This window comes from Pseudomonas sp. MS19 (genome assembly GCF_013277615.1).
Lineage (GTDB): Bacteria > Pseudomonadota > Gammaproteobacteria > Pseudomonadales > Pseudomonadaceae > Aquipseudomonas > Aquipseudomonas marincola.
This window is the reverse complement of the sequence record NZ_VBTO01000005.1, coordinates 127,121-152,813: the sequence shown is the minus strand read 5'-3', so window position 1 is coordinate 152,813 and position 25,693 is coordinate 127,121. Positions and strand designations below refer to the sequence as shown.

The following is a 25,693-nucleotide window of genomic DNA, read 5'->3' as shown; positions in this document are numbered from 1 at the left end:
ACTGCGACCAACTCTGTTTCTACGATTCACCGTCAGCGCTGACGTCTACTACAGGAATGGGCTCGATCGCCCACGCTTTGGCGTTATGCCGCTCGGGGCTGGGGATTGCGCAGGCCTTACGCCCGGTAAATTCCCGGGCGAGACGCGCCTCATCAATGCGCCAACCCTGTTGCTCAAGTTGCTGCACACGCTTGCGAAAGGCAATTTGCAGCGCATCCGATTTAACCGAGACCTCCGTCTGCCAGGTGTCCGGGACTCGCTCCGGCCGCACATTTTTCAGCACCGTATGGTCTTGGTCGAAAATGCGAATATTGCTGGCGATAAATTTTCGATCCAGCAGATGCGAGCGCATGAATGTGCGCCCCATCATCCACCAGGTGCGCGTGTGGGTGGCGTCGATTGGGGTGTGCGCAGAGACAATATAAATCCGCCAGCCCTTGGGCAGTTCTAACGCCAAGGTGGTACATGGGCCGGATAAATGAAAGCCTGGCACCGTCCCGACACTGACCCGCTCTGTTGAAGATTTGCGCCGCAACATACCCTGGCGTTTTGGCCTGTGCATGGTCATGTGCGCCTGAGCGCTCCAGTCGGCAAGCTCAACATCGAATGCGTCCATTTCCGGATGCTCGGCATCACCAAATGTAGAGCCATGGACAAACGGCGCGTGCGCGAAATCAAGGCCGTTTTCGATAATACGGTCCCAGCTCGCCTGCCAATCGTAATGCCCGGACACCACGCGTACTTCGGGGTCTTCCAGCCAATCGAGTGTGGGCAACGGCGGACGCTGCGACTCCGGCAGATCGCCCAGAAATGCCCAGATCCAACCATAGCGCTCCACGGTTGGATACGCATCGACCCGCGCCTTAGCCGGAATGCGCAGCTGCGGCTGCGCAGGAATATGCGTACAAATCCCATCTGCACCAAAGCGCCAGCCGTGATACGGGCACTGCACACTGTCGCCTACCTTGCGCCCAGCAGACAGCGAGCCACCACGGTGCACACAAATATCTGAAAGCAATTGCGCCCTGCCCGCCCTGTCGCGAAACGCGACAAAACGCTGCCCGAGCAACTGCACAGGCGCTAATTCAGCGGTTAGCTGTGACGCGGGAAGCACGACGTACCAGAGGTTTTTCAACATAGGCGCTGCTCGATCAAAAAGGTTTCAACGTGAGCGGTTCAAGTCTTATGAACCCTGGCAGCGTGAGCAGTTCATTAGCAGGCCAAACAGCACTGAAAACACCCGCCATTCAGAGGGCAATTAGCGAGAATGTATGACCTTCTACAACTGACGCTCCATGGGTAGCCAACCCAATATGGTGGACATCACTCTGCGCCCGATTCCCGCCTCAGGTTCGCTGTCATGCCCGATGTTGCCATCAGTCCAGTGAAGCTGATCGTCTCGCAGCTCCAGGCGCCATGCGTGCTGCGCATCTGATTGCACGCGGAACAACGCTTCAAGTTGCTCTGCCACCGTGCCCTGACGCATAAGAACTCCCTGTTCGGTATTGAGCTCATTGGATCTGGGGTCGAGGTTGTAACTGCCCACGAATACATTTTGGCCATCGACCACGAGCGCCTTGGCATGCAAGCTGGCGCCGGACGAGCCAAACAGACTCGCCCGGGGTCGCTTGGCCGATATCGGTTTGAGCTCCCAAATTTTCACCCCGGCTTCCAGCAAACGCTTGCGGTATTTCTCATAACCACTGTGCGCGGCCACAACATCATTGGAAGCGAGCGAGTTGGTTATCACCCTGACATCCACCCCTCGCCTGGCCAATTCAGTAAACACTCTTGTGCCATTGGGCCCTGGCACAAAATAGGGAGACAAAATCCATAGTGCCTTTTTAGCGCCCTTGGCCTGAGCCAGTATCTGGCCGTATATATCTGAAACCCCATCAGCAGCAAAGGCTTTGAGCGGCTCGTCACTGAGGAACCTGAACTGATCCGTCCAGTGCAGACGCCAGTTACCCAAATTTATCTTCTCAACCAGCGGGTCACGTCGCAGCGTATCAGCCAATTGCGTGGCTTCTTCTGACTGTTTGAGGCCGCTTAAGGTATGCCGCAAGGCTAACAAGGACTCGTGATTGACGTGGTCGGGAGCCAGCAACCCGGCTGGATAACTCAAGGATGAATTCCAATAGCGATCAAATGAATCGGAGGCTTCGCGCACCACCGGCCCGACTATAACCAATCCAAGGTCAACGAAATTCACCTCATCACTCGCGCCAAAGTACTCGTCGCCAATATTTCTGCCCCCGACAAAGGCAATGCGGTTGTCGACGATCCAACTCTTGTTATGCATTCTCCGGTTAACCCGCTCGAAATTGGCAACCATCTCGGTAAATTTGCTGAAGGTGCCAGAGCGAGCACTGAACGGATTGAAAAAGCGCACGGAAATATTCGGATGTGCAGCCATGGCCGAGAAGCTGAGGTGTTCTTCTCGCGCATCCATGTCATCGACCAAAATCCGCACCTTTACCCCGCGATCGGCAGCGGCCAGCAGGGCATTAACGATGAAAGCCCCTGTGTTGTCCGGATGCCAGATGTAGGTTTGCACATCAATACTGCGCTCAGCGATGGCCGCTGAAGCTGAGCGCAAGGCGAATGCTTCATATCCATCAGCCACCAACCGAAATCCACTTGCTTGCAGATGTTGCTTTTCTACTGATTCAAGTGCTTGATCAAGATTCGTCGTTGAGCCAGGGGCTGAAACCGACTCAAAGGGACGATTAGCAGGCAACTGCGGAAGCTGAGCGCACGCACTTACGAGCACTACGATGATGAGCGCAATGAGCTTGTCTATGCACTTCATTGCTAAACCTTGCCTAACCTGCACAAGCCAGAACCCGCCCGACAAGACCTTGGGTAAAGCGCCAGATTGCCAGAATTGGCGGCGAATGTTTGGTAACTACTGGGAAATTCTAGACGGGTATTGCCTGTTGCATCCGCGAAGCAAAAGCCGGCAGCCAGATCAGGCTTCAGATTCATCTAAGCGATTACAATGTTGCCGGACTTGCTTAGTCACTTCGATGAGGCTCAAGGCATCAGCGGCACATTGCATGCCCAGATAAACAAAAGCCTGAAACGCGATTCTGCGTCTGCATGAGCGTGTTACAGGCCCCTGAAAAGCAATGAGGTATAAAACACCTTCAGGCTTGGCGAGAGCAGAATACTCCTGCTGCTACACCTGAAGGTGTCGTAGAAATCACATCGCTTGTGGCAACTGTTTTTTATTGAAACCGCCGCACTCTTTTCCAGGCTTCTGCGTCTCTTTCGCGTCTTCCGACTCTCGACAAGAAACACTGCCGGTCTCGCGCAACAGAAAATGCGACAACGCGGGAATCAGGATCAGTGCACCGAGCATGTTCCACAGGAACATAAAGGTCAGAAGGATGCCCATGTCCGCCTGAAACTTAATCGGTGACCAAGCCCAACAGACCACGCCAGCGGCCAGCGTGATACCGACCAGGCCAACCACTCGCCCTGTAAACGACACCGCTTTACGGTAAGCATCCGCTAGCGATAGCCCCTGTCGTTGAAAACTCAACTGCACGCTAAGCAGGTACAGCGCGTAGTCCACTCCGATGCCAACGCCCAGTGCGATCACGGGCAAAGTCGCCACTTTAACGCCGATCCCCATGCCAACCATCAAGGCTTCACACAGAATCGAGGTCAGCACCAGCGGCAGCAAAGCCACAACTGTTGCGCGCCAACTGCGGAAGGTGATCAAGCAGAATATGGTTACGGCTGCGTATACATACAACAGCATGCTTCTGTTGGCCTCGCGCACCACAATATTGGTGGCGGCTTCGATACCCGCGCTGCCAGCAGCCAACAAGAACTGACGATCCTCCGTGCTGTTCTCCTGCGCAAACTTACTGGCGATGGCCACCACGGCGTCCAACGTCTCGGCCTTGTGATCTTTGAGATAGGCAATCACGGGCATTAGCGAGCAGTCTGTATTGAACAACTCGGGCGAGTTGACCGAGGCTTGCTGCGCTGCGTAATTGAGCACGTTCTGATTACGTTGAATGCTATTGAGTTTGGGGTTGCCCTCGTACGTACCCGCCGTAATTTGACGCACCGCATTAACCAGCGATGAAGTTGCCTGAACACCGGGGTACTGCTGTAACTCCCAAGCCAGGCGATCAGCAAGTACCAGTGTCTGATAGTTCAAACAGCCTTCCGGCGGAGTTTTGACCATCACCGCGAATAAGTCACTGGAAAGGGCATAGTGGCTGGTGATGTAGGCGTTATCCCGGTTGTAGCGCGAGTCCGCGCGTAACTCTGGCGCTCCGCTGTCGAGATCACCGATTTGCAATTGCAGGCTGATTACATAACCGCCTGCGCCCAATAGGGTTGCGACGAGTACAGCCCCTGTCGCCCACTTACGTGTGGTGAAGCGATCGAGCAAACTCCACAGCCTGCCAAAACCGTGATCCCCTGCTGACTGCATATCGATTTTCAAAGCACGCTCAGCCGCCTTGCTGCCGACGCCTACGTAAGACAACGCCACAGGCATGAGTAACAAGGAGGTGAAAATCAACACGGCAACACCGATGCTGGCGGTGATGGCGAGATCCTGAATCACCGGAATATCAATCAGCATCAACACCGCGAAGCCCACTGCATCGGCGAGTAATGCAGTAACGCCCGCAATAAACAGACGCCTAAATGTGTAGCGTGCAGCGATCCATTTGTGCGTGCCTCGCGCAATGTCCTGCATGATGCCATTCATTTTTTGCGCAGAATGGGACACGCCAATGGCGAATATGAGGAAGGGCACGAGCACAGAATAGGGATCAATGGCATAGCCCAGCCAGGCGACGATGCCCAACTGCCAGATCACAGCGATTAGCGAGCAGCCCACAACCAAAAAAGTGCTGCGCCAACAGCGCGTGTAGAGGTAGATGATGAGTAGCGAGGTGAACACTGCCAAGCCGAAAAACATCATGACCTGAACTAAGCCATCAATCAGATCAGCCATCAGCTTGGCAAAGCCAATGACTCGAATTTTATACGGGCCATTGCCCTCCGCACCGGATTGATGCGCGGTGGTGTCGCCAGCAAACTCAATTTTTTTGCGCAACTGCTCCTCCAGCATGCGCGAGAACTGCTGGTAATCGATGGCCTGCCCTGTCGCCGAAGCTTTATCCAGCAATGGCACAATCAGCATGCTGGATTTGAAGTCACTCGCCACCAAACTACCAACGATTCCGGCACGGCTAATATTACGCCGCAGTTGCTCCAGGTCCTCGGGGGTTCCTTTATAGGTGTCGGGCATCACCGGCCCGCCCTGAAAACCTTCCTCTGTTACTTCAGTCCAGCGAACTCCGGGGCTCCACAACGACTTCATCCACGCGCGGTCGACTCCATCAGTGAGAAACAACTGATCGTTAACCTGCTTGAGGACTTCAAGATACTCAGGGTCAAAGATATCGCCCTGGGTATTCTCGACTACCACCCGTACCGAGTTACCCAGCCCGCGCAGTGACTGACGGTTATTCAAGAAGTTTTGAATGTACGGCTGGCTTTGAGGAATCATCTTTTCGAAACTGGGACGAATCTCAAGACGCGTGACCGCCATGTACCCGAGCACCAACGTGACCAAGGTCATGAGCAGCATGAACAGCGGCCGATAGTTGAATACCCATCGTTCCAGCCTGTTTCCGGAGTGCTGATCGAAATCGCTTAAATCACGAATCACCGGCATGAGGTCTTGCTTGATATTGCCCATGTCTGGGGTACTCACTCTTATTATTCGAGATCTTATTGCGCAGGCAGAGTCTGTGCGCCACGGTTGCCCACCACCACTAGCGATCCATCAGGCGCAATTGCAGCGCCAGCTACCGGGGACAGGGGCTGCTCGGCGAGCGGCTGTAGATTTGCAGCGCCGGCTTGATCAATCAGCGCATCACCGGCCTGCGAGAAAAATTCATACTGGCCCTGCGCATTGATAACGACGGCCGTGATACTGACCTGCGTGTTACTCGGCACATCGCGCCACTGCTGGCCACCATCAGTACTGCGCACTACGTTGCCACGCAGGCCGAAAGCCATGACGTCGCCAGGCTTGCCAATCACACCGAAAAAACTGCCTTGATACGGCGTCTGCAAGGCGTTGAAACGCTGCAAGGCAGCATCCCATTTGAGTAGTAAGCCCTGCTCGCCAGCGATATACAGCGCATCGCCAGTGGAGGCGATAGCGTTAAGGTGAAACCCTTGCGGGTTATCAGTACGGTCCTGAAACGGCGTCCAGTTTTGGCCACCATCTTCGGTGCGCAATATCAGGTTGAACACACCAACTGCATACCCAAGTTTGTCGTCAGCGAACCAAACATCGAGAAACGGCTTGTCGGCGCCCTCCTCAACCAAACGCTCACCCTCACTGACAAAGCCTGGCCAGCTTTCGTTGTCCGGCTGCGCCTGGGCTAACGCTGAATAATATTTGACTACCAAGTCGCCGATTTGCCGTCCATCCAGCTGTTTGCTCCAGGTCGCTCCTGCGTCACTGCTGTGCAAGACAACACCATCGTTACCGACGGCCCAGCCCTGTTGAGGGGTTGGAAAATCTACGGCGTTCAGATCACTACTGACAGGAACCTGTGCCTGCACCCAGTGCTTGCCTGCATCATCTGAATAAAGAATGTGCCCGCGCTGCCCCACCGCCACCATGCGTTCCCCAGCCCGTGTCACACCGAGCAAAGGGCTGCGCGTAGCCAGAGCCGTTGGTTTGGCAGGCATGTCCAGCACATCGACATAGCTGCTCGCCTGAGCGGCGCACGGCACTAATCCGCACGCTGTGCACAGAATTGCCAGCAGAGTGTTTTTCAAGGAATCCATACAGCACCCTTTGAGGGAGCGACGCCGAAATGCACTCAACGCACACACCAGCATCGAAATCGCTTCGCCACGATGAGCGACCGTTATTGCGCCCATCGACCCGTCATGTTGCCGGGGCGGTGCCCCGGCCTTGAGTGGCTATTGCTTAGCGAATGCCCGCGCCCGCCAATGCATCAGGTGCCCACTGCACTTTCGACAAAGGCTCGCCGTACTTGATGCCGCCGTATGGCCCAACCACGCCGTTGATGTTGTATGACCCACCGACCAGGTCATAAATAACGAACGGTGAAGTATCAGGGGCTTGCTTGTCATAACTCTGAGTCAGAAAGGCAAACGAGCCGCGATAGAGTTTGCCGCTTGAGTCGTACTGATCAGAGGCCAGTGCGATCCAGCTGTCTTCATCTATGTAGAAGCGGCGCTTATGGTAGATGTGTCGGGCGCCCTCTTTAACGGTCCCTTCCACAACCCAGACGCGGTGCTTCTCCCAGCGCACATAATCCGGTGCGAGATGATTAGGCGTTGTCAGCTGCTTGGCGTCCTGAGCGTAAGTCAACTTATAGGTGTTGTAAGGCACGATCATTTCCTGCTTGCCGATCAGCTTCCAGTCAAAGCGATCAAGCGCGCCATTGAACACAAATACGTCATCGTAAGTTCCTGCGCCGGCAGTACCCGGATTAGGCGTGTCGTAAGCAAGATTTGGTGCCAGCTTTACCCGACGCTGACCGGGCAAGTACTGCCAGGCTTTGCGCGGTTGCGCTAACGGGTTGGCAGAGTCCTTGAGCATGATTGCCTCACCGGCTCGGCGCGCTGGGCCGGTGTAATACAGCTTCATCTGATAAAAAATATCATCGCCACGGATCGGTTTATCCATGTCTTCATAGATGGGATAGCTCATGTATGAACGCCCGGTTGTGGCAAGCGTTGCAACACCGGCCGAGTCCACATTCCATGAGTCGTACTTGGTGGAGAGACTGACGCCCAGGTAGCGCAGTAAGTGATTCCACATGGCTTCGCTGCCTGAACTCGGGATCGGAAACGGCACGCCCGGCAGCACATTATCAATCGACAGCCCACCCTCTAATGACTTTGCACCAGTGGCGTTTTTCAGGGTGTTATCCACCACCTTTTCAGGCAAGGCCACGGTGCGGTGGCTCGGGTATACATTGACGCGGAAAGTCGGGAATCGCTTAGCCAACTCCACCGTGGTTGCCGTCAGCAAACTTGCATATTGATCAACATTTTTACTGTCGATCACCAAGAGTGGTTTCTCGTCGACAAAAGGGTCCGGGCGCATGGTGTCACCCGCTTTAAAACTGGCAGGCGGGGTCGTCATACCCCCGGTATAGGCGGGTATGGAGCCATCAGCATTGCCCGCCATTTCAGCGCCGATCCCGGTAAGGCTGGTGCCCAGCTTCGCTGCGTCCTCGGCGGATACAGCCGCCTGAACTTGAGTAGTCATTAATGCCGCCACCGCAGCAGCCAGCAGGTTTTTAAGACATTTCATCTGAGTTCTCTCCGGTTATTTTTGTAATCTGAGCGTCAATCAGAAGGTGGTTTTGAACGAAGCCGTGACCATTCCCCGGTCCTTCAGCAAGGGGACCAAACCTGCCTGCGAAGTAATCTGTCCGGGAATGCACTGGTATTGGCCATTAGCGCCAGGCGTGTTGTTATCGAAGCCGGTTTCACAGGTATCGAATGGGCCGAAAGCATCCACATACTTCAGGTCAAACCGGTACTTCTGGTAGACGTCCGCCGAGACGCCGACGGAATAACTGCCGGCATCTTCGTTGCCGCCCAGTTGAATGGCAGAGTTGCCTTTGAGCCCCACGTTGTAGGCCATGGGCATGGACATATCGACACCCGGGAATACCTGATACCAAGTCGGGGTAAAGTTGGCTGCGATGGTGTATGCGTTGGTATCAACCTTGTCGACGCCCTGATAACTGGAGTCGCCTTTGAAGGTCTGCTGGCCTTTATCCACGCTGACTAAGTGAGTCATTGCGCCTTCTACAGCGAGCGATGAAGCATCCCACAACGGGGTATCACCAAATGTCGCCAAACCGTTAAGCACTACATGGAAAGTCTTGCCGCGCGCCAGCCCCGTTTCACCATTGTCCGGAACTGCCCCAATAAGGTTGGCGCCGTTAATCAGCCCTGCTTCTGCTGCTGCATTGAGCGAACCATTAATGGTGCTGAAGTTACTCACCAACGGCATGTTTTCACGGTAGTTCAGGTCGAGGCCGACGCTGACTGGCCCCACGCTTTTCGAAAGACTCAGGCCATAGATGTCGATGTCATCGGCGTATGCGGTGAGATACTCAACACCTTCAAAGCCCGCAACTCCCGGCTTGTGCAAGTTCGGGGCATTGATCAGCACCGCCGGTAAAGTGTCCGACGTATTGCGGTAGTAAAAGCCTAAGGTTCCGTTCAGCCAGTCCGGGCTCCACTTGGCCATTAAGCCGAAATCGCCCGAGTTGTGCGGTTTAACGTCGTGGCCTCGCGGCGCACCGTAGAAGGCACCTGCCCCGCCCAATAACGCCGGGACCGGCAGCCAGAACACATCAGCGCCTTCATCGAGCATGTCGTAAGCACCCATGTAGGTGCCTCCTTCGGGCAATCTGGAGTTCTGAAATTCCAGGAAGTATTGCGCGCCTAAGGTAAGTTCCGGGTTGACCGTGAATGACATCGATAGCTGATTGCGCGGTAGAAACAACTCTTTGGTTTCAATGCCCGGCACGTTATACAGCTTGGCCAAGTCCAGAGCGGACTGACCGTAGTTAATCCCATTAGCGGCGTTGAATAAGGTCTCTCCCCAGTAGATGTTGTGCTTGCCAAGCTTTGCGCTCAGCAACGATTCATCACCAATCTCTGTGCTGTAAAACACAAAGGCATCGAGGATTTCACCTGAGGGCCCATTGTAGTAACGGTCGGTATAGCGACTCAGGCCATGCTTGCGTGATCCATGGCCATTGAGCGAGTCACCGGCTTGAATAACACCACCAACAGGCCGGGCGGCAACCAGATTCCCGGCATTATCTCTATGGCCAGGGAACGGGTTGGAGTTTGAGCCGACGCTATCATAGGCATGGTCATACCAACTGGCGGCGCTGACCCGAAAGCCCATTCTGCGCTTGAAGACCACATCCAGCTCAGTCAGTAAATCGAGCCGTTCGGTCACAGCACTGCCGACGCTAAAGTTCTTGTCACCGTCGTTGAGATTGGCGGTGTTGGCGATCTTCGCGTTCTCACCCTCAACCCGCTGGCCATAACTGGCTTTGAGGGTGTTATCGAATCGTATAGTCCAGTCATCGCTGCTATTTTCGACTTCAAAAGCGTGAGCAGCGGGTAAGGCGGCGAGCATCACGGACGTAGCCAAGAGACTCTGCCGAAGGTATTTATTAGCGGCTGTATGTTTCACGATGTTGTCTCCGTTTTTTTGTTTTTGTTGTTTTTTGTGCGAACAACGCCAGCACCCGGCATTCGGGCGATGCGAGCTCTAAAGCGGTGTTTGTGCTACTGAGGCTTAGCCGTCCAACTGATTGATCAACGCATTAGCCTCAGGCCACTCGCCAAAACCGGCGGCTGGATTGAGATGGCCAACTGCACCGAGGTCTACCCGTTTGCTGCCCCAGTCTTCAGCCATTTGGCTAGCGGCTTGCAGGCTGCAGAGTGGGTCGTTACTGCTGACCGCTAAAATGGATGGGAATGGCAGAGGCTCTCGCGGTAATGGAATCCATCCGTTGGCTTTGAGGGTTTGCGCGGTTGGATAGCCTGGCGGCCATTCGGCCTCAAGATCAGGTGGCGCAACCAGCAGAGCACCCTTGATCGGACGTTGATTGAGCGCAGCCCAATGCACAGTCATCAGCACACCCGCGCTGTGAGCCACGATAATCACCGGCCCGTCAATCTGATCCAGCTCGCGTTGAATAGCCTCCAATCGTGCGACGAGGCTGAGCTTGTTATCTTCCAATGGAGGCACTGAGCGAACCCGTTCAAGCTTTTTCGCCAGCAAGGTTTGCCAGTGATCCGGCACCTCATCACGCAAGCCTGGAATAATCAAAACAGTGGTTTCACTCATCGCCACATCCGCCTTTGGATACGTCACCGATCGGTCCGCTGATATCTCGAACCCTGTAAGCAGACAGTAGATTTCGCCTAACCCTGGCGCTTCACATTTAGCGTCAGGCGCTTTTCATTTGGTGACACATCACTCTGATGAATTGATTAAGTCATTCTGACTTTCCATCCAGCGACAAACTCTCTATAAATGGCGGACAAAAACGACACAGAGACCTTCTATGTCACTTGATTGAAGGTAGTAAGCCATGACCGCACTCTCTCGTTCTGCCGTGCTCACCAACTACTTGGAAGTAGCCCGCCACCTGCAACTCAACGTAAACACACTGCTGGCAGACGCTGGCTTGAGCGTTGCGATTCTCAGCGACCCCACACAGCAAATCTCGGTCAGTGCAGCTATCGACTTGCTGGAGCAGTCAGCCAAGCTGAGTAATTGTGAAACCTTCGGCCTGCGCATGGCCGAACTTCGTCAGTTATCCGACTTTGGTGAAGTGAGCCTGCTGCTCAGCCACCAGAAAAATCTTCGCGATGCGCTGCAGGTGATCGTGCAGTACCGTCATCTGCTCAATGACTCACTGGCGATCTTCATCGAAGAAACCGGGAAAACCGTGATTATTCGTGAGGAGTTGGTGACTGAGAGCGGTACAGACAACCGCCAAGCGATTGAGCTTGCCATCGGCATCATGCATCGTTTTTGCGCCGCGCTGCTGGGCGCTCACTGGCAACCGATGAACGTATGTTTCACCCATGAAGCACCAGCCGACCTCACGGTGCATCGGCGGATTTTCGGCTGCAAGATTGAATTCGGATGCGAGTTTAATGGCATCGTTTGCCCATCGGCCAATCTTGACACCACCAACCCTCTCGCCAACGAAGCGATGGCCCGCCACGCTCAACGCTACCTTGACTCATTGCAAGGCAAGGTCGACCACTCGCTGGCATTCGACGTGCGCAAATCCATTTACCTTTTACTGCCAATGGGGCGCGCGACCATTGAGCAAATTGCTCAAAGCCAGGGCATGAACGTGCGCACTTTGCAGCGGCGCCTGGACGAAGAAGGCGCCAGTTTCAGCGATTTGATTAATGGCGTTCGCCGCGATCTGGTGATTCGCTACCTGGAAAACCCTTATTACTCACTGGGGCAGATCACCGACATACTGGGCTACTCGATGCCCAGCTCCTTCACGCGCTGGTTTATTTCCCAATTTGGCATGCCTCCAGCCTCTTGGCGTAAAGCGCATAATATTGCACCGCGTAAGGAAGGCTAAACACCCAGCCTTCCTCCAGCGATTTGTACTCGCCGAGTGCATAAAAAGCGTAAACCGCTGGGGGCGTTATTCGACTGAATTTGCCCCCACTCAACTCGCTACATTTCTACAGGCCCCAATGCATTAACAGTAAGACCAGAGCTACCAGAAATACTGTCTCTCCAACCATCAGCAGAATGGGTTTCAGACCTACTGCAGCCAGTTCCTTGAGCTGAGTCTTCATCCCCAGCGCGCTGATTGCGACGACCAAGCACCAGCGTGACAGATCATTGGTGAAACCCTGAATCACCGGGGCAACCCATCCTGTGCTGTTTACACATGCAAGAATCAAGAAGCCCACCGCAAACCATGGCAATAGTGGCGGTCGTTTGCCTGCAGGATCAGCCCCCTGCATGCGGGTGATCATCGCGGCGCAGACTATGACGGGAAGTAACATGGCCACGCGCATTAACTTGACGACCGTGGCGGTATCACCGGTTTCGGTCGACATGCTGTAACCCGCGCCGACGACCTGAGCAACATCATGAATGGTGGCGCCCAAAAATACGCCCGCCTGTTCAGGCGAAAGCCCAAGCCCATTAGCAATCATCGGATAGATGATCATCGCCAGCGTCGAGAGCGCTGAGACACCAATCACCGTGAATAAGGTCGCACGCTCCTTCTGCGGATGATTTGGCAATGCTGCCGCCAGCGCCAAAGCTGCAGAAGCCCCGCAAATCGCCGTAGCACCACCGGTGAGCATGCCGAACAAACGCTGAAACCCCATGAGTTTGGCGGCTACCACTGACACCAGAATTGTCACCACAACCAGTGTCACCACCAGCGCCACCGGCTTCCAGCCGAGCGCGGCAATTTGCTCTAAGGTAATGCGCATCCCCAGCAGAGCAACACCTATGCGCAACACGGTGCGCGCGGTGAACTCGATGCCCAACTTGCAGCTGCTATCAGCTGCAAGAAAATTAAGAGCCATGCCGAGTAACAAAGCAAACAACATCACGGGGGCGTCGTAGTGCTCCGAGAGAAAGCTGGCAGCGGCGGCGACAATCAGGCTGACAATAAAGCCGGGCAGCAGTTCGCGAGCGCGAGAATGCACAGAGACCAAAGCGAAGGTACTCATACCGCACATTCCTCAGCATCAACGATGATGAACACATGGTCGTCTTCTATTTCGACCGGGTAGTTGGCCACTTTGAAGCTGGTCGAGTTGACTAAGTAGCCACTCGCAACATCGAAGCGTAAACCATGTGCGCAGCACTGAATCACCCGGCCTTCCAGGCGCCCGCCACACAATGAAGCGCCCTGATGCGGGCAACTGTCATCGATTGCATAAAGCTGCCCATCAATATTGAATACAGCCAGGCTTTTATCTGCTGATCTCAACAACGTGCGCATTCCAAGCGCTGGAACTTTGTCTTTCGGCACTGCAATACGCTGACTCACGCCTGCTGCCCCCCGACCGAAACGTGATCAAGCGCTTCATGCATCGCCTGCAACAACACGCTTGCAGACTGAGCACCGCTCACTAAATACTGATGATTGAAGACAAAGTGAGGCACACCACTGCTGCCCCTGTTATTCGCCTCCATCGGTTGCGAGCTACCCGCCATGTATTCATCCAAAGTTGCTTTCGAGAAGCCGCATTGCTCAGCGATTGCCAACAGCGTGGTGCGCTCACCGATATCCTCTCCCCGCACAAAATAGGCAGCGAACAGGCGTTCCAATAAAGCGTCACGCTGCGCCACAGTCCCCAGACTTGCAGCACGTTCAAATAGGCGATGCGCCAGGCCTGTATTGGGCATTTTTTCAATGCGGCTCAAATCAATCTGTAAATCGACGGCTGCAGCGCTTTGTTCAACCTCTGCCTGGCGCATGCGGACCGCTTCGGCACTGCCAAGACGCTGAAGATAAAACGCGGCAAAGGGCACGCCGTTTTCGGGCAGATGGGGAAGCAACTGCACGCCGTGCCAGCTCAATACGACCTCAACATCAGGGCGGCTGGCAGCCAACTGAGCCAATGCCCGCGCTAGTTGACGCTTGCCAATCAAACACCACGGACACACAAAATCGAAAAATGCATCAATCTGTAAAACAGCTGTCACGACATCACCCCAACCGACTTTTTAAGGCACGCCTCAGACGACTCGTCACCTTTGGGGCGCGCGATGTCGGCGTTGTAATGGCGCTTGATATAGATGAACACCGCCGCAGAGCCAATGCTTATCAGCGGTACTAACTGAAATGCCTCGTGCAGACCGATGAGGTCAGATACGCGCCCGGTGATGAACGGCCCTGGCGCGAGCCCAAGCATGTTATTAACCAGGGTCAACGTAGCAAACGCCGTGCCGTGCACTTTGTAGTGGGTCAAATTCGCCACCATCGCGCCTGTTGTGCCGTTGGTGCCTGCGGCGATTAGCATTCCCAGAGCAATCAGGATCACCTGCAATGGCCCCGCCGTAAGCGCGAACGCCAGCGAAAGCAGCAGGCAACTGCCCAGGCAGTAGGCAATCGAAAGGTCAACTTTACGGATCTGCGAATGGCGACACAGCCGATCACTGAGCATGCCGCAACACACTGTGCCAGCCCCGCAGCACAGCACAATCAAAGCGGCGAGCCCGCCAGCCTTGCCCTCGTCCATCGCGTAGTAACGATTGAAATAACTCGGCAGCCACACAAGCACCGTGCCCACCACAAATAGCTGCAGACCACTGCCCACATAGGCGCCTATAACTGAGCGCGTGCAGTACAGCGTGCGCAATGGACGACTGATTGCCGCTTTGCTCTTTTGGCTGATAGCGCCAAGACGCTTGGGGGCGATACGCGATTCTCTGACGATGATCGGATACAGCACCGCCAGCACCAATCCAAACAACGCCATGCTCGCGAATGACCAACGCCAGCCCAACTTCACCGCAATAGCCCCGCCGAGAGCCATGCCTAAAACCGAACCGAACAAGCCGCCCGCCATAAAGGCGCTGGCAAGGGTTGCGCGCATACTTTTAGGAAAAACCGACATCACTACGGCAATACCCACGCTGCCATAGGCGGCCTCGCCAAGCCCCACCATAAAGCGCGCTATCAACATGTGTTGGTAGTTCTGCGCCAGCGCGCATCCCAACGTTGCGAGGCTCCACAGCAACGCCATCAACGCAAGGCTTCTGACGCGACCGAAACGGTCGGCTAACAGCGACAATGGAAAGGTCAGCAACCCGACCATCAAGGCAACAATGCCGCTGAGTAATCCGAGCTGACTGTCACTCAGCAGCCACTCACTCTTAAGCACCGGGAACACGGCATTAAGCACCTGCCGCGACATGTAATCTGAAATCAACAAGCCAAAGGTCAAAGCGAAAACGATCCACGCGTACCGACGCGGGATACCAATAGACGTATCCTCTTCATCGTCCACAGCGCTGTGGTGAAAGGCCATGATGCCTCCTGGGTGTGTTGCACCCGTTTTTATTGTTTTGAATATTTTTAACACGCAGCAGGAGCCTGCCCCCTGCTGCGCTAAGCATCAGCCGCGTTGCGGGACGCCTTTCTGGCCTTGCTTGCGATTTGGAGCCATCCCGTTGGCTAACAGCGTTTGCTCAATGCTTGAGTACTGCACACCAATGCGATAAATCTCACGGGCTTCTTTACCGTTGGCAACCTCACGGCCCAACTCATGAGCGATGCGTACCGTTTGCTGGATCTGCTGCACGGAAGTGAAGCGCTTGCCGTGCTGATCGATAATGGTGTCTTCAGTGCCGACCCGAGGGTGCAGGCCCATGGCCAGAGCCATGGTATTGAGGGGCAACATGTTTTTCAGCAACGACTCGGAGGTCAAGGTGCAGCCATCCGGTACGCGGTGAATGAAGTTGAAGAAGTTAAATGGGTTCGGGCCGTCAAAGCCACCACCAATGCCAATCCACGTCAGGTTCAATGGCCCCATGTAAATGCCTTTGCGCACCAGTCGCTCAAGGGTTTCGAAGGCATGGATGCCCGTCAGCTGAAAGTGCGGCTGGATGTTGCTGGCTTGTAAGCGCTTGAGGTGCTCGGCGACCCAGGCAGGGCCAGCAGGAACCGTCATTTCACTGTAAGCAGCCTGATAGGCAGGGTTTGCCAGGGAAGTACCTTCCAGATACTCCGGATAGAGCAACTCCATGATGTTCATTTGCGTGGTGTTGATCGCTACGGTGACTTGATCCGGCTTGGGTGACAATTCCGCCAGCATGTGCCGGGTATCGTCAGACAGCCACAAGGCAGCCTCACCGTCGCTCTCTGGCGCGAAGGAGATCGAACCGCCCACCTGAATAATCATGTCGGGTACGGCCTCACGTACCCCAGCAATCAATTCATTGAATTTAGACAGTCGCTTGGACCCCTTGCCGTCCAACTCACGCACATGCAAGTGCAGAACAGTAGCGCCCGCTTCATAGCAGTCAACCGCCTTCTGTACCTGCTCATCCATGGTTACCGGAATGTCTTCCGGGAAGTCTTCTGGCATCCACTCCGGGCCGTAAGGTGCGACGGTAATCACGACCTTTTCCATATTTTCCGGGTGCAGGGAATCATCGAAAAACTGCATGTTCGTCTCCTTTTTTTATTTTTGCCAAACGGCTTTAATGCGCGCGATTGTGCGCTTGATAATTTCCGCCAGACTGCTCAGTAGGTCTTTTCGCCAATCACACCAGCGCGCTCCATCTTGCGATGGCAGGCGGGGTAATCCATTACGGCGTAATGCTGAGTGCTGCGGTTATCCCAGATAGCGATGCTGTTGGGCCGCCAGCGCCAGCGCACCTGATACTCGGGAATACAGGCCTGGCTGACCAAATAGCGCAGCAACTCAGACGCGCCATGGCTGAAGTCCTGGCCAAACCGAATCCGCTCAGGCGTGTGGAAGTTCGTGAAATGAGTGGTGAAGCTGTTAACAAACAACACCTTCTCACCGGTTTCAGGGTGAGTACGCACCACGGGATGCTCTGCGTCCGGATATTGTGCTTTCAGCGCCAGACGTTTCTCGATTGGCATCGCCGCGCCAAAGCTCGCTTCAATGCTATGACGCGCGCGCAGGCCTTCGATTTTTTCTTTCACGTCTGCCGGCAGTCGCTCATAAGCCACCACCATGTTGGCCCACATCGTGTCACCGCCTACCGGCGGGCATTCAACGCAGCGCAGCACACAGCCCATGGGAGGTGCATCGCGCCAGGTTGCATCGGTATGCCATGAGTTTTCGTAGCGGTCTATCGGGCTCTCCGGGCTCTTGTAAACCTGAACCAGCCCGGGATGATCCGGATGGCTGCCGACAACGGGATGATCTTCCAATTCGCCAAACAAGCGGGCAAAAGCTACATGCTCAGCACGGCTAATATCTTGATCTCGCAGAAACAGCACGCGATGCTTAAGCAATTGGGCGCGGATCTCAGCGAACAGGCCAGCATCATGAATTGCATCGGCAAGATTAACGCCCAGCAACTCTGCTCCAATGTTGCAGGTCAGTTGTTCAACTTGCATGACTAATGATCTCCTTAAATGATGAAAATCGAAGAGCCTGTGGTCTTGCGTGACTCCAGGTCACGATGCGCCTGCACGGCGTCCTGCAAACCGTAGTGCTGGTTAATCTCGATTTTGATTTTGCCGCTGCCGACCAAGTCAAACAGCTCGCCGGCCAGATCAGCCTTTTCCGCCGGATCGGCGATGTAATCAGCCAGTGCTGGGCGAGTCAGATAGAGCGAGCCTTTCATTGCAAGCTGTACCGGGTCGAATGCTGGAATTGGCCCTGAAGCCGTGCCCACATAAACCATAAGACCGCGACGCTTCAACGAGTCGAGTGAACCCATGAATGTGCTCTTGCCTACGCTGTCGAAGACGACGTTTACACCTACCCCGTCGGTCAACTCCCGCGTGCGTTTGGCCACATCTTCATGGCTGTAATTGATCACATGATCACAGCCATGTGCGCGGGCAATGTCACCCTTGGCGTCACTGGATACGGTGCCAATCACGCGCAAACCCAATAACTTGGCCCACTGCGAAACAATCAGACCAACGCCGCCGGCAGCCGCGTGCAATAAAATGCTGTCACCGGGTTTGAAGTCATGGATGCGCCGCAGCAGATACGCGGAGGTCAGGCCGCGCATGGTCATCGCCGCTGCGGTCTCGAATGAAATGCTCTCTGGAAGTTTGATCAACGGCGCAGCCGGGATCAGACGCTCAGTGCAATAGGCGCCGAGCGTATTGAGGAACCCGGTGTAAGTGACACGGTCCCCGACACAAACATTGCTCACGCCCTCACCCACGGCCTCTACGACACCAGCGGCCTCAACGCCCATGCCGTTTGGCATTGGAATTGGGTACGTGCCGTTGCGAAAGTAGGTATCGGCATAGTTAAGCCCCACAGCAACCTGACGGAGTCGTACTTCACCCGGGCCGGGATCGCCAACCTCCACGTCCTCGTACTGCATAACCTCAGGACCACCGGTTTTATAGAAGCGGACGGCTTTTGGCATTTACTTGATCTCCAATCTGCGCTCGGGACGCCCTATGGCGTATACGTTGACTGAAATGTAATACCCAGACGCTTCATCCGCTTCTCATCGAACGACAATGACTTTTCATTTAATGACAAACCCGTTCAGAGTTACCGCCGCCTCTGCATCACGCCCCAAGCTGGGTCAGCGCAAACGTCGCGGACGCCGTCGCTCAGGCGTAACCCTGAATGGCTTGAAACTGAAAGCTAGATTTAGCTTGCCGCGAGCCACAAACAAAAAAACGAGACCCGTTTACCTCGGGCCTCGTTTCACTGTGAGAAATGCTGAGGGTTAGTTGCCGTGTATAAACCAACACCCCTCTGGTTTTACAAAGCGCGTTAGCTGCTGGCGACTTTGCGCACGGGCGCATTGCTGCGCTGACGGGACTCCCAACCCTGCGCAAGCCCAACTTCAATATCGACCGGCGGCAATGTCGGCAGGCCTCGGACGAGATCAGCAGCGCGCTCTGCCAGCATGATCGTCGGCGCATTCAGATTGCCGTTGGGCTCGGTCGGAAACACCGATGAATCAATAACTCGCAAGCCTTCGATACCGCGTACACGTAGCGCTGAATCAACCACGGCCATTTCATCCTCGCCCATTCGGCACGAACCACAAGGATGCATGGTGCTTTCCATATTCTTGCGCACAAACGCATCGATCTCCTCGTCGGTGTTGACGTCAGGGCCCGGAGCAATTTCGTAATCGCGATACGCATCCATTGCCGGCTGACCAATAATCTCCCGGGTCAGGCGCACACAGCGACGGAAACCCTCGCGGTCCTCTTCAGTTTGTAAGTAATTGAAGACAATTTCCGGGTGCGTGTATGGGTCTGCCGAACGCACACGGACATAACCGCGGCTGGTTGGTTTATTCGGCCCGGTCAGAACCATGAAACCATGGCCCTTCAGCGGTTTGCCACCGTCGTACTGCATCGCGGCGGGGAGAAAATGAAACTGAATATCGGGCCAGCTCAGTCCCACCTCAGAGCGAATAAAACCACCCGCTTCGAAGTGATTACTTGCCCCCAGACCATCTTTGAATAACAACCAGCGCAGGCCAATCATGGCCTTACTTAACAGGCCCATCTTGCTGTTCAAAGTGATCGGCTGTTTGCAGGCGAACTGGATATAAATTTCCGAGTGATCCTGCAAGTTTTCACCGACACCGGGCAGCTCATGCTTCACTTCGATACCGGCGTTGCGCAGCACTTCACCGGGACCAATCCCGGACATTTGCAGCAACTGCGGTGAGCCAATCGGCCCCGTCGAAAGCAGCACTTCGCGGTTGCAATGCACGGTGTGGGTCTGGCCGTCGTGATCGTAGAGAATGCCAACAGCTCGTTTGCCTACCAACAACACCTGACGCGTCATTGCGTGGGTGATCACGGTCAGGTTTGGACGTTTCATCGCAGGTCGTAAATAGGCGTTGGCGGTTGACCAACGCACACCATTTTTGACCGTCATGTGCATCGCGCCAAAGCCTTCCTGCATGTATCCGTTACAATCCTTGGTTTCGATGTAACCGGCTTGTACGCCCGCCTCAACCCAGGCGCCATACAATGGGTTTTGCATGTTGTTGCCATTATTGGTGCTCAGCGGCCCCCCTTCGCCACGGTAATCATCGCCGCCAAACTTGTAATTCTCGGCACGCTTGAAGTACGGCAGGCAATTGCGATAACCCCAGCCCTCAGCACCCAATGATTGCCATTGGTCGAAGTCTGATGCGTGCCCGCGGATATAAACCAGCCCATTGATTGAAGAAGACCCACCGAGTACCTTGCCGCGCGGACAATGCAGGCGGCGGTTATCGAGGAAGGGTTCAGGCTCGGTCTCGAAGTGCCAGTTGTACTTCTTGGTGTTCATGGGCATTGAGAAGGCACTGGGCATCTGGATCAACACACTGCGATCGCTGCCGCCATACTCCAACACCAGTACCGAGGTGTTTGGGTCTTCACTCAGGCGGTTGGCTAATACGCACCCAGCAGAGCCCGCGCCAATAATGATGTAATCGTATCGTTTAGTCATGGCTCAAGCCTGTGCATCTAAATTCAAAGAGTCGTGCTGACGCTTAGGGCGCGGAGAATAGGCGCCCCAGCCTAAACGCTCGGCAAAAGCCCGGGTCAGCACAAAATGGATCACGCCGGCCAGCAGGCAAGACGGAATGGAAGCGGAGATGAAGCGAAACCAGGACGCGTTGGCCAGGCTCTGGGGATTAAACAAGAACACGTACACCCCAACACCCACTAACAGCGCGAATAAACCAATCGGATTGAAGCCCTTCCAGTAGCGATAAGGTGACAACGCCTCACTAGCATACAGATGACGCAGATTCATCCGCTGCTGGCGCAAGAAGTAGTAATCGGCGATTCCGATTCCTGCCAGCGCGCTGTTCAACGCCGAAGTCCACACCAAAAATATGAAGAAGCTGTCATAGACTTCAGGCGCAAAGCTGACAATCAACAATGGCACAGCGCAGAACATCACCACGAGCAGGGTCCAGCTCATGTCGCGGAAGGTTTTTCCCGCCAACTGACGCAAGCCCACAATAGAGGTGTAGAGGTCGTGTTTAACCTCAGATCAGCAGCCCTAAACATTCCTTAAACTGAAGGAAGCAAATATGCCGCAAGTTATTGTCTATGCCGCCGCAGGGAAGACCGAAGCGCAGCACCACCAACTGTTGAAAAAGATCACCGAGGCCGTAGTAGAAAGCTACGAAATACCGGCAGAAATTGTCACCGTGCAAATCATCGAAGCACTAACTCACTTAAAAGCGAAGGCAGGTATTCGCTTCTGTGATCGATGATCTGGTGAAACTGGGAATAGCCGGTGAGCATCGCTAGCGCAGAAAATAAGTGCAGAACATTAATTGAAGCAATCAAAGAAGAGGTGTGCTCAGCTTCGCGCTAATCAGCATATCTAGATTGCGACATATCACCTCCACCCCCCGCAGCCCAGCATTGCGCTTCTGCCTCGGCATCAAAGGACGATGTATGCATTGGGGGAGCCCTCTCGCCTAATTTTGGCGCGCAAGACTCCACCGCGATTTTCGTAACTGGCTATCGAGGAACTGTGGATTGGGGATTTTGGGGGAATGACACGCGAAGTCATTCCCCCAAAATTGCGCCAAACGAAAAAGGCTCCAGAGGCGTAAACCTCTGGAGCCCTTGAATAGTGGCGGGAAGATAGGGACTCCCCGACATGGTACCTGAAAGCCTTTAAATACCGTATTAATTGAGGTTGCTCGATGTTTTACGTAGAATCTCTACGTAGAATAACTGCGTAGAACGGTATCATGGCAGACAACTTACAGCTCCAAGGCAGCACGTGGCATGTACGCATTGACATCCCAAAAGATGTACGGCTAGCGTTTGGTAATCGACGCGTACTTTCCAAGAGCCTAGGCACTGGATCGCGCGCTGAGGCCATGCGTACTCGATTACCGTTCCTCGCTGTGTGGCAGGCTCAGATTCAGGGAGCGCGTGAAGCCAAATTAGCCTCGGGTGATGCATGGCTGGAAGATGCTCAGTTTTTAGGTAAGCAAAACACCCAGATTAAAAGGTCGCTCGTCCTCGCTGCTGCAGGGATGTCCGATACAACCCCCTTGCCTGATGGTGTCACTCAGGAAGCGCTAGAAGCTGCTAGAGCAAATTGGCAGACACCTGAAGGCCAAGCAATTGTAGAAAAAATACTCTCTGTACTCAAAGGCACCTCGCCCACCGAGAAAGCGCTTGATGCAGGTTCCTTTATGGGACAACTTGCAGGCTTGGCAGCGGGCAAAATGCACAGTCTTTCAAATGATGAATCCCAAGTTGTAGCCGGTGTCATATCGAAGCCGGAAAGCTACAAGCCCAAGTCACTTGTCACTGAGGCCAAAATTCAGAGCTTCTTGGGATGGCAGAGAGAACACGGCACTGCCTCTAAAACCGTCGCCCATCATCAAACGCGCTTGAGGGCTTTTGCCAAATGGCAGACGGAAACAGAGAAACCGATTGATTGGGATAGCGTGGTGTTGTGGCTGCAATCGTTGGTAAGCATTACCTCAAAAACAAAGCAGCAGTACCTTTTTAGCTGCTCGGCATTCTGGAAGTGGGCAATAGCCTATGACCATACTCTCAGGGAGGTTTGGAAAGGCAAGCCGAATCCATTTGAAGGGCATACACTGCCCAAAGCAAGGCGTGGAACTCCTAGCACTAGCTACCACGCATTCAGTCGAGATGAAGTGCAAAACCTCTACGCTCAAGCTCTCGTGAAGAAAGATCAATCGCTAGCTGATTTGATTCTCATCGGAGCGTACACAGGTTGTCGCTTGGAAGAGATTGGTCGGATTCAAAGCAAGCATGTCCACGAAGAAGGCGGCACCAAATACTTTCAAATTGACGATGCGAAGACACGCGCTGGTATCCGTGCAATCCCTGTACATCCAGCCCTACTTTCAAGATTTAACATGATGCTGCATAGCTCTACAGACGGCTTTTTGATCTCAGGGATGAAACCAGACAAACATGGCAACCGACTGCCTGCCCTTGGCAAACGATTTGGCAGACTCAAGAAAGCAGCGGGATTTAGTGAAGCCCATGTGTTCCACAGCATTCGAAAGACAGTGACGACACTTCTGCACCGTGCAGGAGCAGACCATATCGTCATGACTGAAATTCTTGGTCATGAAGTCGGACAGATGACATTCGATATTTACAGCGACGGGGCGTCGCTTCAGCAGAAGGCGCAGGTTATTGATCTGCTTTACTATGACTTTAGTTTTCCCGCGGAACAAAACCAATCCACAGGCCAACTATTTTAGCTTCAAGGAAATAAAACTAAACAAACTTACTGAAATCGAGATTGTTTTAAATCTAACTCAAGAGAAAAAGTTAAACACAAATGACAAGGTCAATCACAAGCTAAGATATCGACCTTATTTCATTTCGCGAACAGGTATGATTATTAAAAAACACTCATCAAATAGCGGCTATGTTTAGCAACTTTGCGGGCCATCGTTTATATAAATTAGAGCTGTTTTCAGAGCTTTCTATTACAAGCCGAATGAGTAAGTAATTTAAATTAACGACATCCCTACAAGCGACAAAAAAATTGTACGCTTCAAGAGACTCTTTCCATATTGCTGTCGACATATCTTCAACATCCTTCCATGATGCTAGATATGTGACAACCTTCTCGGCTTGTATTGAATTTTTACCATAAGGGTGCCACAAGTCATGCTCTTGGCGATAATTAACAGCATTTCGAAATTGAGATAAATAATTCCCTTTAACTAGTCGCCCCTTATCAGTTAGTTTAAAAACAATATCAGTTAAGCTTGCTGAAACCTGCTGCTTATGAACGCTCAAACCTGTAACCATTAAAATATCACGACTGACTTTTTTAAGGCACTCATTAAGTGTTGCCCAAGTGTCCTCATGAGTATTTTTCATTTTTGTTATGCGATGTATTCTAGACCCTCGATCATAGACACCAGAAAAAAAACCAGCTTCCGCTTTAATGATTTGTGCTAAGCCAATCGTTTGAGCGTAACCATTAAGCTGCATTGCATGCCCTTTTTCTAACTGGCTGCATGTGTAGCCAAAACATCGCATAATTGAATGCGCTGAGAAAAAAGCTGCGTAATATGACTTGATCGCAATCCAGCCAATAGACTTCGGAAGAGCGGTAGATGACTGGATGTTATGCATGGTTTCGAATGCTGCAGTAGCCATTCTACAACTATCATAAGCAATCATATGATTGAATGCATAATCATTATTAACTTCGATATCAACGGAGTTAGAGCTAATACCTCTAAGCAGATAGTTACCCGATGATATCCAATTTTTAAAGTCACATCGATCAGTTGGTACTTCAGTTCTCAGCAGGCCCGGCAATATGAGAGGCCTGAATAGTTCGCAATGTTTCATTATAAGGTGAACTCTGACTTTATATTATTCTCTAGGTAGTCAGCTAGCGCCTTATATGAGGTGCCTGGAGTTTTAAATTTGGCAGGTTTCGTACGCAAAAACATTCCTTCCATGGTGGAATGAAAATTATCCACGGAGTACTCAGAGCCGTACCTGTCTTTTAATTTTGACGCTGCTATTGGGAAAAAACTGGAGATGGCACGGAAGACAATCGCTCCTTGCATTGTATCTTCACAATCTAAAGTTTCTAGACCCACCCTAAATGCCAAAAAATATCCATTTAGAATAGAGTATATTTCTTCTGCATCCTTCCCTCTAAACACATTTAGAAGCGGCTTTACTGCGCCATTGAATGTTACCCTTGTAATCTTGTTTTTTGCTCTTGATGCTGCTGAGAATTTATTAAAAAATGCACTTTCCGAATCGCTATTAAATAGGTCGAACACCTCTCTTAATAAATTTTCTTCATCATTTTCATACTCTGCCATGTTTTTTATATCAAGTAATAATTCATTCGGCACGCCGCGCTGCTTAGAGTTTATATCAATAAACAACCTTGATTCATCGCGACGACTTAAATCATTATAAATTACCACTGGTATTCTAAGGCTAGACTCGGCAATAGAGAAACCATAAACCCGATGCTGGCCATCAAGTATTAAAAAAGCTCGAGGACTATCGTTAAACTCGACAGTTTTTCCTTTGCCAATTATTTTTAAATCGGCTTCCTGTTGAGCTGACATAATAATAGCACTTGGAATGGTTCCAAGCCCTTCATCAATATACTTTGCAATTTCTTGAGCTCGACCTTTATCTAAAACTCGCTGAAATCCAGACACTGGGTCTTCATCTCTTGTGGATACAAAGCAGCATTTTGCAAGCACGTCACTCGGAATTGTACATGTATAAAATTTATGCCGGCCTTGCGTTACTTGGCTAATCGAAAATCTATGTGTTTTTTGAGTCATAGTGTATCCCAACTATCCGATAATTTATTATAGCTTGCCTATTATGAGCACTTAGCAAGCACAAAAAGAACTGCAAGCATTTAAAGCTCGCAAATCTAACCTGTAGATCAAAAGCTA

General features: G+C 53.0%; 21 protein-coding genes. 3 read left to right on the top strand and 18 right to left on the bottom strand.

From position 1 onward, the window contains the following. Positions 1-19: 19 nt before the first annotated feature. The 7 genes from FEZ62_RS03080 to FEZ62_RS03050 form a co-directional block, all read right to left on the bottom strand. Positions 20-1,138 (bottom strand): aromatic ring-hydroxylating dioxygenase subunit alpha, encoded by a 1,119-nt coding sequence (locus FEZ62_RS03080; protein WP_172926782.1) that lies wholly within the window; start codon positions 1,136-1,138, stop codon positions 20-22. A 141-nt stretch (positions 1,139-1,279) separates the two neighbouring features. Next, a complete protein-coding gene (locus tag FEZ62_RS03075; protein WP_172926781.1) occupies positions 1,280-2,812 on the bottom strand; it encodes a phospholipase D family protein in 1,533 nt (510 codons plus the stop codon). A gap of 393 nt (positions 2,813-3,205) precedes the next feature. Next, positions 3,206-5,737 (bottom strand): MMPL family transporter, encoded by a 2,532-nt coding sequence (locus tag FEZ62_RS03070; protein ID WP_172927063.1) that lies wholly within the window; start codon positions 5,735-5,737, stop codon positions 3,206-3,208. Between the two features lie 32 nt (positions 5,738-5,769). Further along, positions 5,770-6,843, bottom strand: a complete 1,074-nt coding sequence (locus tag FEZ62_RS03065; protein WP_172926780.1) for a YCF48-related protein — start codon at positions 6,841-6,843, stop codon at positions 5,770-5,772. Between the two features lie 145 nt (positions 6,844-6,988). Further along, a complete protein-coding gene (locus tag FEZ62_RS03060) occupies positions 6,989-8,347 on the bottom strand; it encodes a DUF1329 domain-containing protein (protein ID WP_150548825.1) in 1,359 nt (452 codons plus the stop codon). 39 nt (positions 8,348-8,386) lie between these two features. Then, entirely contained in the window at positions 8,387-10,219 is a 1,833-nt protein-coding gene (locus tag FEZ62_RS03055; RefSeq protein ID WP_345940423.1) for a DUF1302 domain-containing protein, read from the bottom strand. A 147-nt stretch (positions 10,220-10,366) separates the two neighbouring features. Continuing rightward, positions 10,367-10,921 carry an alpha/beta fold hydrolase gene (locus FEZ62_RS03050; protein ID WP_172926779.1) on the bottom strand — a complete coding sequence of 185 codons (555 nt, stop codon included), beginning with the start codon at positions 10,919-10,921 and terminating at the stop codon, positions 10,367-10,369. A 247-nt stretch (positions 10,922-11,168) separates the two neighbouring features. On the opposite strand from FEZ62_RS03050, the gene FEZ62_RS03045 reads away from it, so the two are divergent. Next, the gene (locus FEZ62_RS03045; protein WP_172926778.1) at positions 11,169-12,188 is read left to right on the top strand and encodes an AraC family transcriptional regulator; all 1,020 of its coding nucleotides are present in this window, start codon (positions 11,169-11,171) and stop codon (positions 12,186-12,188) included. Between the two features lie 106 nt (positions 12,189-12,294). Here FEZ62_RS03045 and FEZ62_RS03040 read toward each other — a convergent pair whose 3' ends face one another. The 9 genes from FEZ62_RS03040 to FEZ62_RS03000 all read right to left on the bottom strand — a co-directional run bounded on the left by FEZ62_RS03040 (position 12,295) and on the right by FEZ62_RS03000 (position 21,204). Further along, positions 12,295-13,305 carry a putative sulfate exporter family transporter gene (locus tag FEZ62_RS03040; protein WP_172926777.1) on the bottom strand — a complete coding sequence of 337 codons (1,011 nt, stop codon included), beginning with the start codon at positions 13,303-13,305 and terminating at the stop codon, positions 12,295-12,297. Further along, positions 13,302-13,628, bottom strand: coding sequence for a Rieske 2Fe-2S domain-containing protein (locus tag FEZ62_RS03035; RefSeq protein ID WP_172926776.1), 327 nt, complete (start codon positions 13,626-13,628; stop codon positions 13,302-13,304). Before FEZ62_RS03035 ends, FEZ62_RS03040 begins: the two co-directional genes overlap by 4 nt. Further along, positions 13,625-14,287: a DsbA family protein gene (locus FEZ62_RS03030; protein WP_172926775.1), complete on the bottom strand. Its 663-nt coding sequence runs from the start codon at positions 14,285-14,287 to the stop codon at positions 13,625-13,627. The genes FEZ62_RS03035 and FEZ62_RS03030 overlap by 4 nt, the downstream gene beginning before the upstream one ends. Further along, the gene (locus tag FEZ62_RS03025; RefSeq protein ID WP_172926774.1) at positions 14,284-15,615 is read right to left on the bottom strand and encodes an MFS transporter; all 1,332 of its coding nucleotides are present in this window, start codon (positions 15,613-15,615) and stop codon (positions 14,284-14,286) included. Before FEZ62_RS03025 ends, FEZ62_RS03030 begins: the two co-directional genes overlap by 4 nt. Positions 15,616-15,702: 87 nt before the next feature. Next, positions 15,703-16,755 carry a 3-keto-5-aminohexanoate cleavage protein gene (locus tag FEZ62_RS03020; protein WP_090510801.1) on the bottom strand — a complete coding sequence of 351 codons (1,053 nt, stop codon included), beginning with the start codon at positions 16,753-16,755 and terminating at the stop codon, positions 15,703-15,705. A 77-nt stretch (positions 16,756-16,832) separates the two neighbouring features. After that, entirely contained in the window at positions 16,833-17,681 is an 849-nt protein-coding gene (locus FEZ62_RS03015; RefSeq protein WP_090510804.1) for a TauD/TfdA family dioxygenase, read from the bottom strand. 14 nt (positions 17,682-17,695) lie between these two features. Then, the gene (locus FEZ62_RS03010; protein WP_172926773.1) at positions 17,696-18,676 is read right to left on the bottom strand and encodes a quinone oxidoreductase; all 981 of its coding nucleotides are present in this window, start codon (positions 18,674-18,676) and stop codon (positions 17,696-17,698) included. Positions 18,677-19,035: 359 nt separating this feature from the next. After that, positions 19,036-20,724, bottom strand: a complete 1,689-nt coding sequence (betA, locus tag FEZ62_RS03005) for a choline dehydrogenase (RefSeq protein WP_172926772.1) — start codon at positions 20,722-20,724, stop codon at positions 19,036-19,038. A gap of 3 nt (positions 20,725-20,727) precedes the next feature. After that, on the bottom strand, positions 20,728-21,204 hold the full coding sequence (locus FEZ62_RS03000) for a cytosine permease (protein ID WP_242454868.1): 477 nt from the start codon (positions 21,202-21,204) through the stop codon (positions 20,728-20,730). A gap of 112 nt (positions 21,205-21,316) precedes the next feature. Between FEZ62_RS03000 and FEZ62_RS02995 the strand changes: the two genes are divergently transcribed. Together FEZ62_RS02995 and FEZ62_RS02990 are read left to right on the top strand one after the other, a co-directional pair. Then, positions 21,317-21,502, top strand: a complete 186-nt coding sequence (locus tag FEZ62_RS02995) for a tautomerase family protein (RefSeq protein ID WP_172926771.1) — start codon at positions 21,317-21,319, stop codon at positions 21,500-21,502. 489 nt (positions 21,503-21,991) lie between these two features. Next, positions 21,992-23,497 carry a tyrosine-type recombinase/integrase gene (locus tag FEZ62_RS02990; RefSeq protein ID WP_345940422.1) on the top strand — a complete coding sequence of 502 codons (1,506 nt, stop codon included), beginning with the start codon at positions 21,992-21,994 and terminating at the stop codon, positions 23,495-23,497. Positions 23,498-23,654: 157 nt separating this feature from the next. Here the strand turns inward: FEZ62_RS02990 and FEZ62_RS02985 are convergent, their stop codons facing one another. Beyond that, the gene (locus tag FEZ62_RS02985; RefSeq protein WP_172926769.1) at positions 23,655-24,608 is read right to left on the bottom strand and encodes a hypothetical protein; all 954 of its coding nucleotides are present in this window, start codon (positions 24,606-24,608) and stop codon (positions 23,655-23,657) included. Beyond that, positions 24,608-25,576 (bottom strand): DGQHR domain-containing protein, encoded by a 969-nt coding sequence (locus FEZ62_RS02980; protein ID WP_172926768.1) that lies wholly within the window; start codon positions 25,574-25,576, stop codon positions 24,608-24,610. The genes FEZ62_RS02985 and FEZ62_RS02980 overlap by 1 nt, the downstream gene beginning before the upstream one ends. Positions 25,577-25,693: the final 117 nt, after the last annotated feature.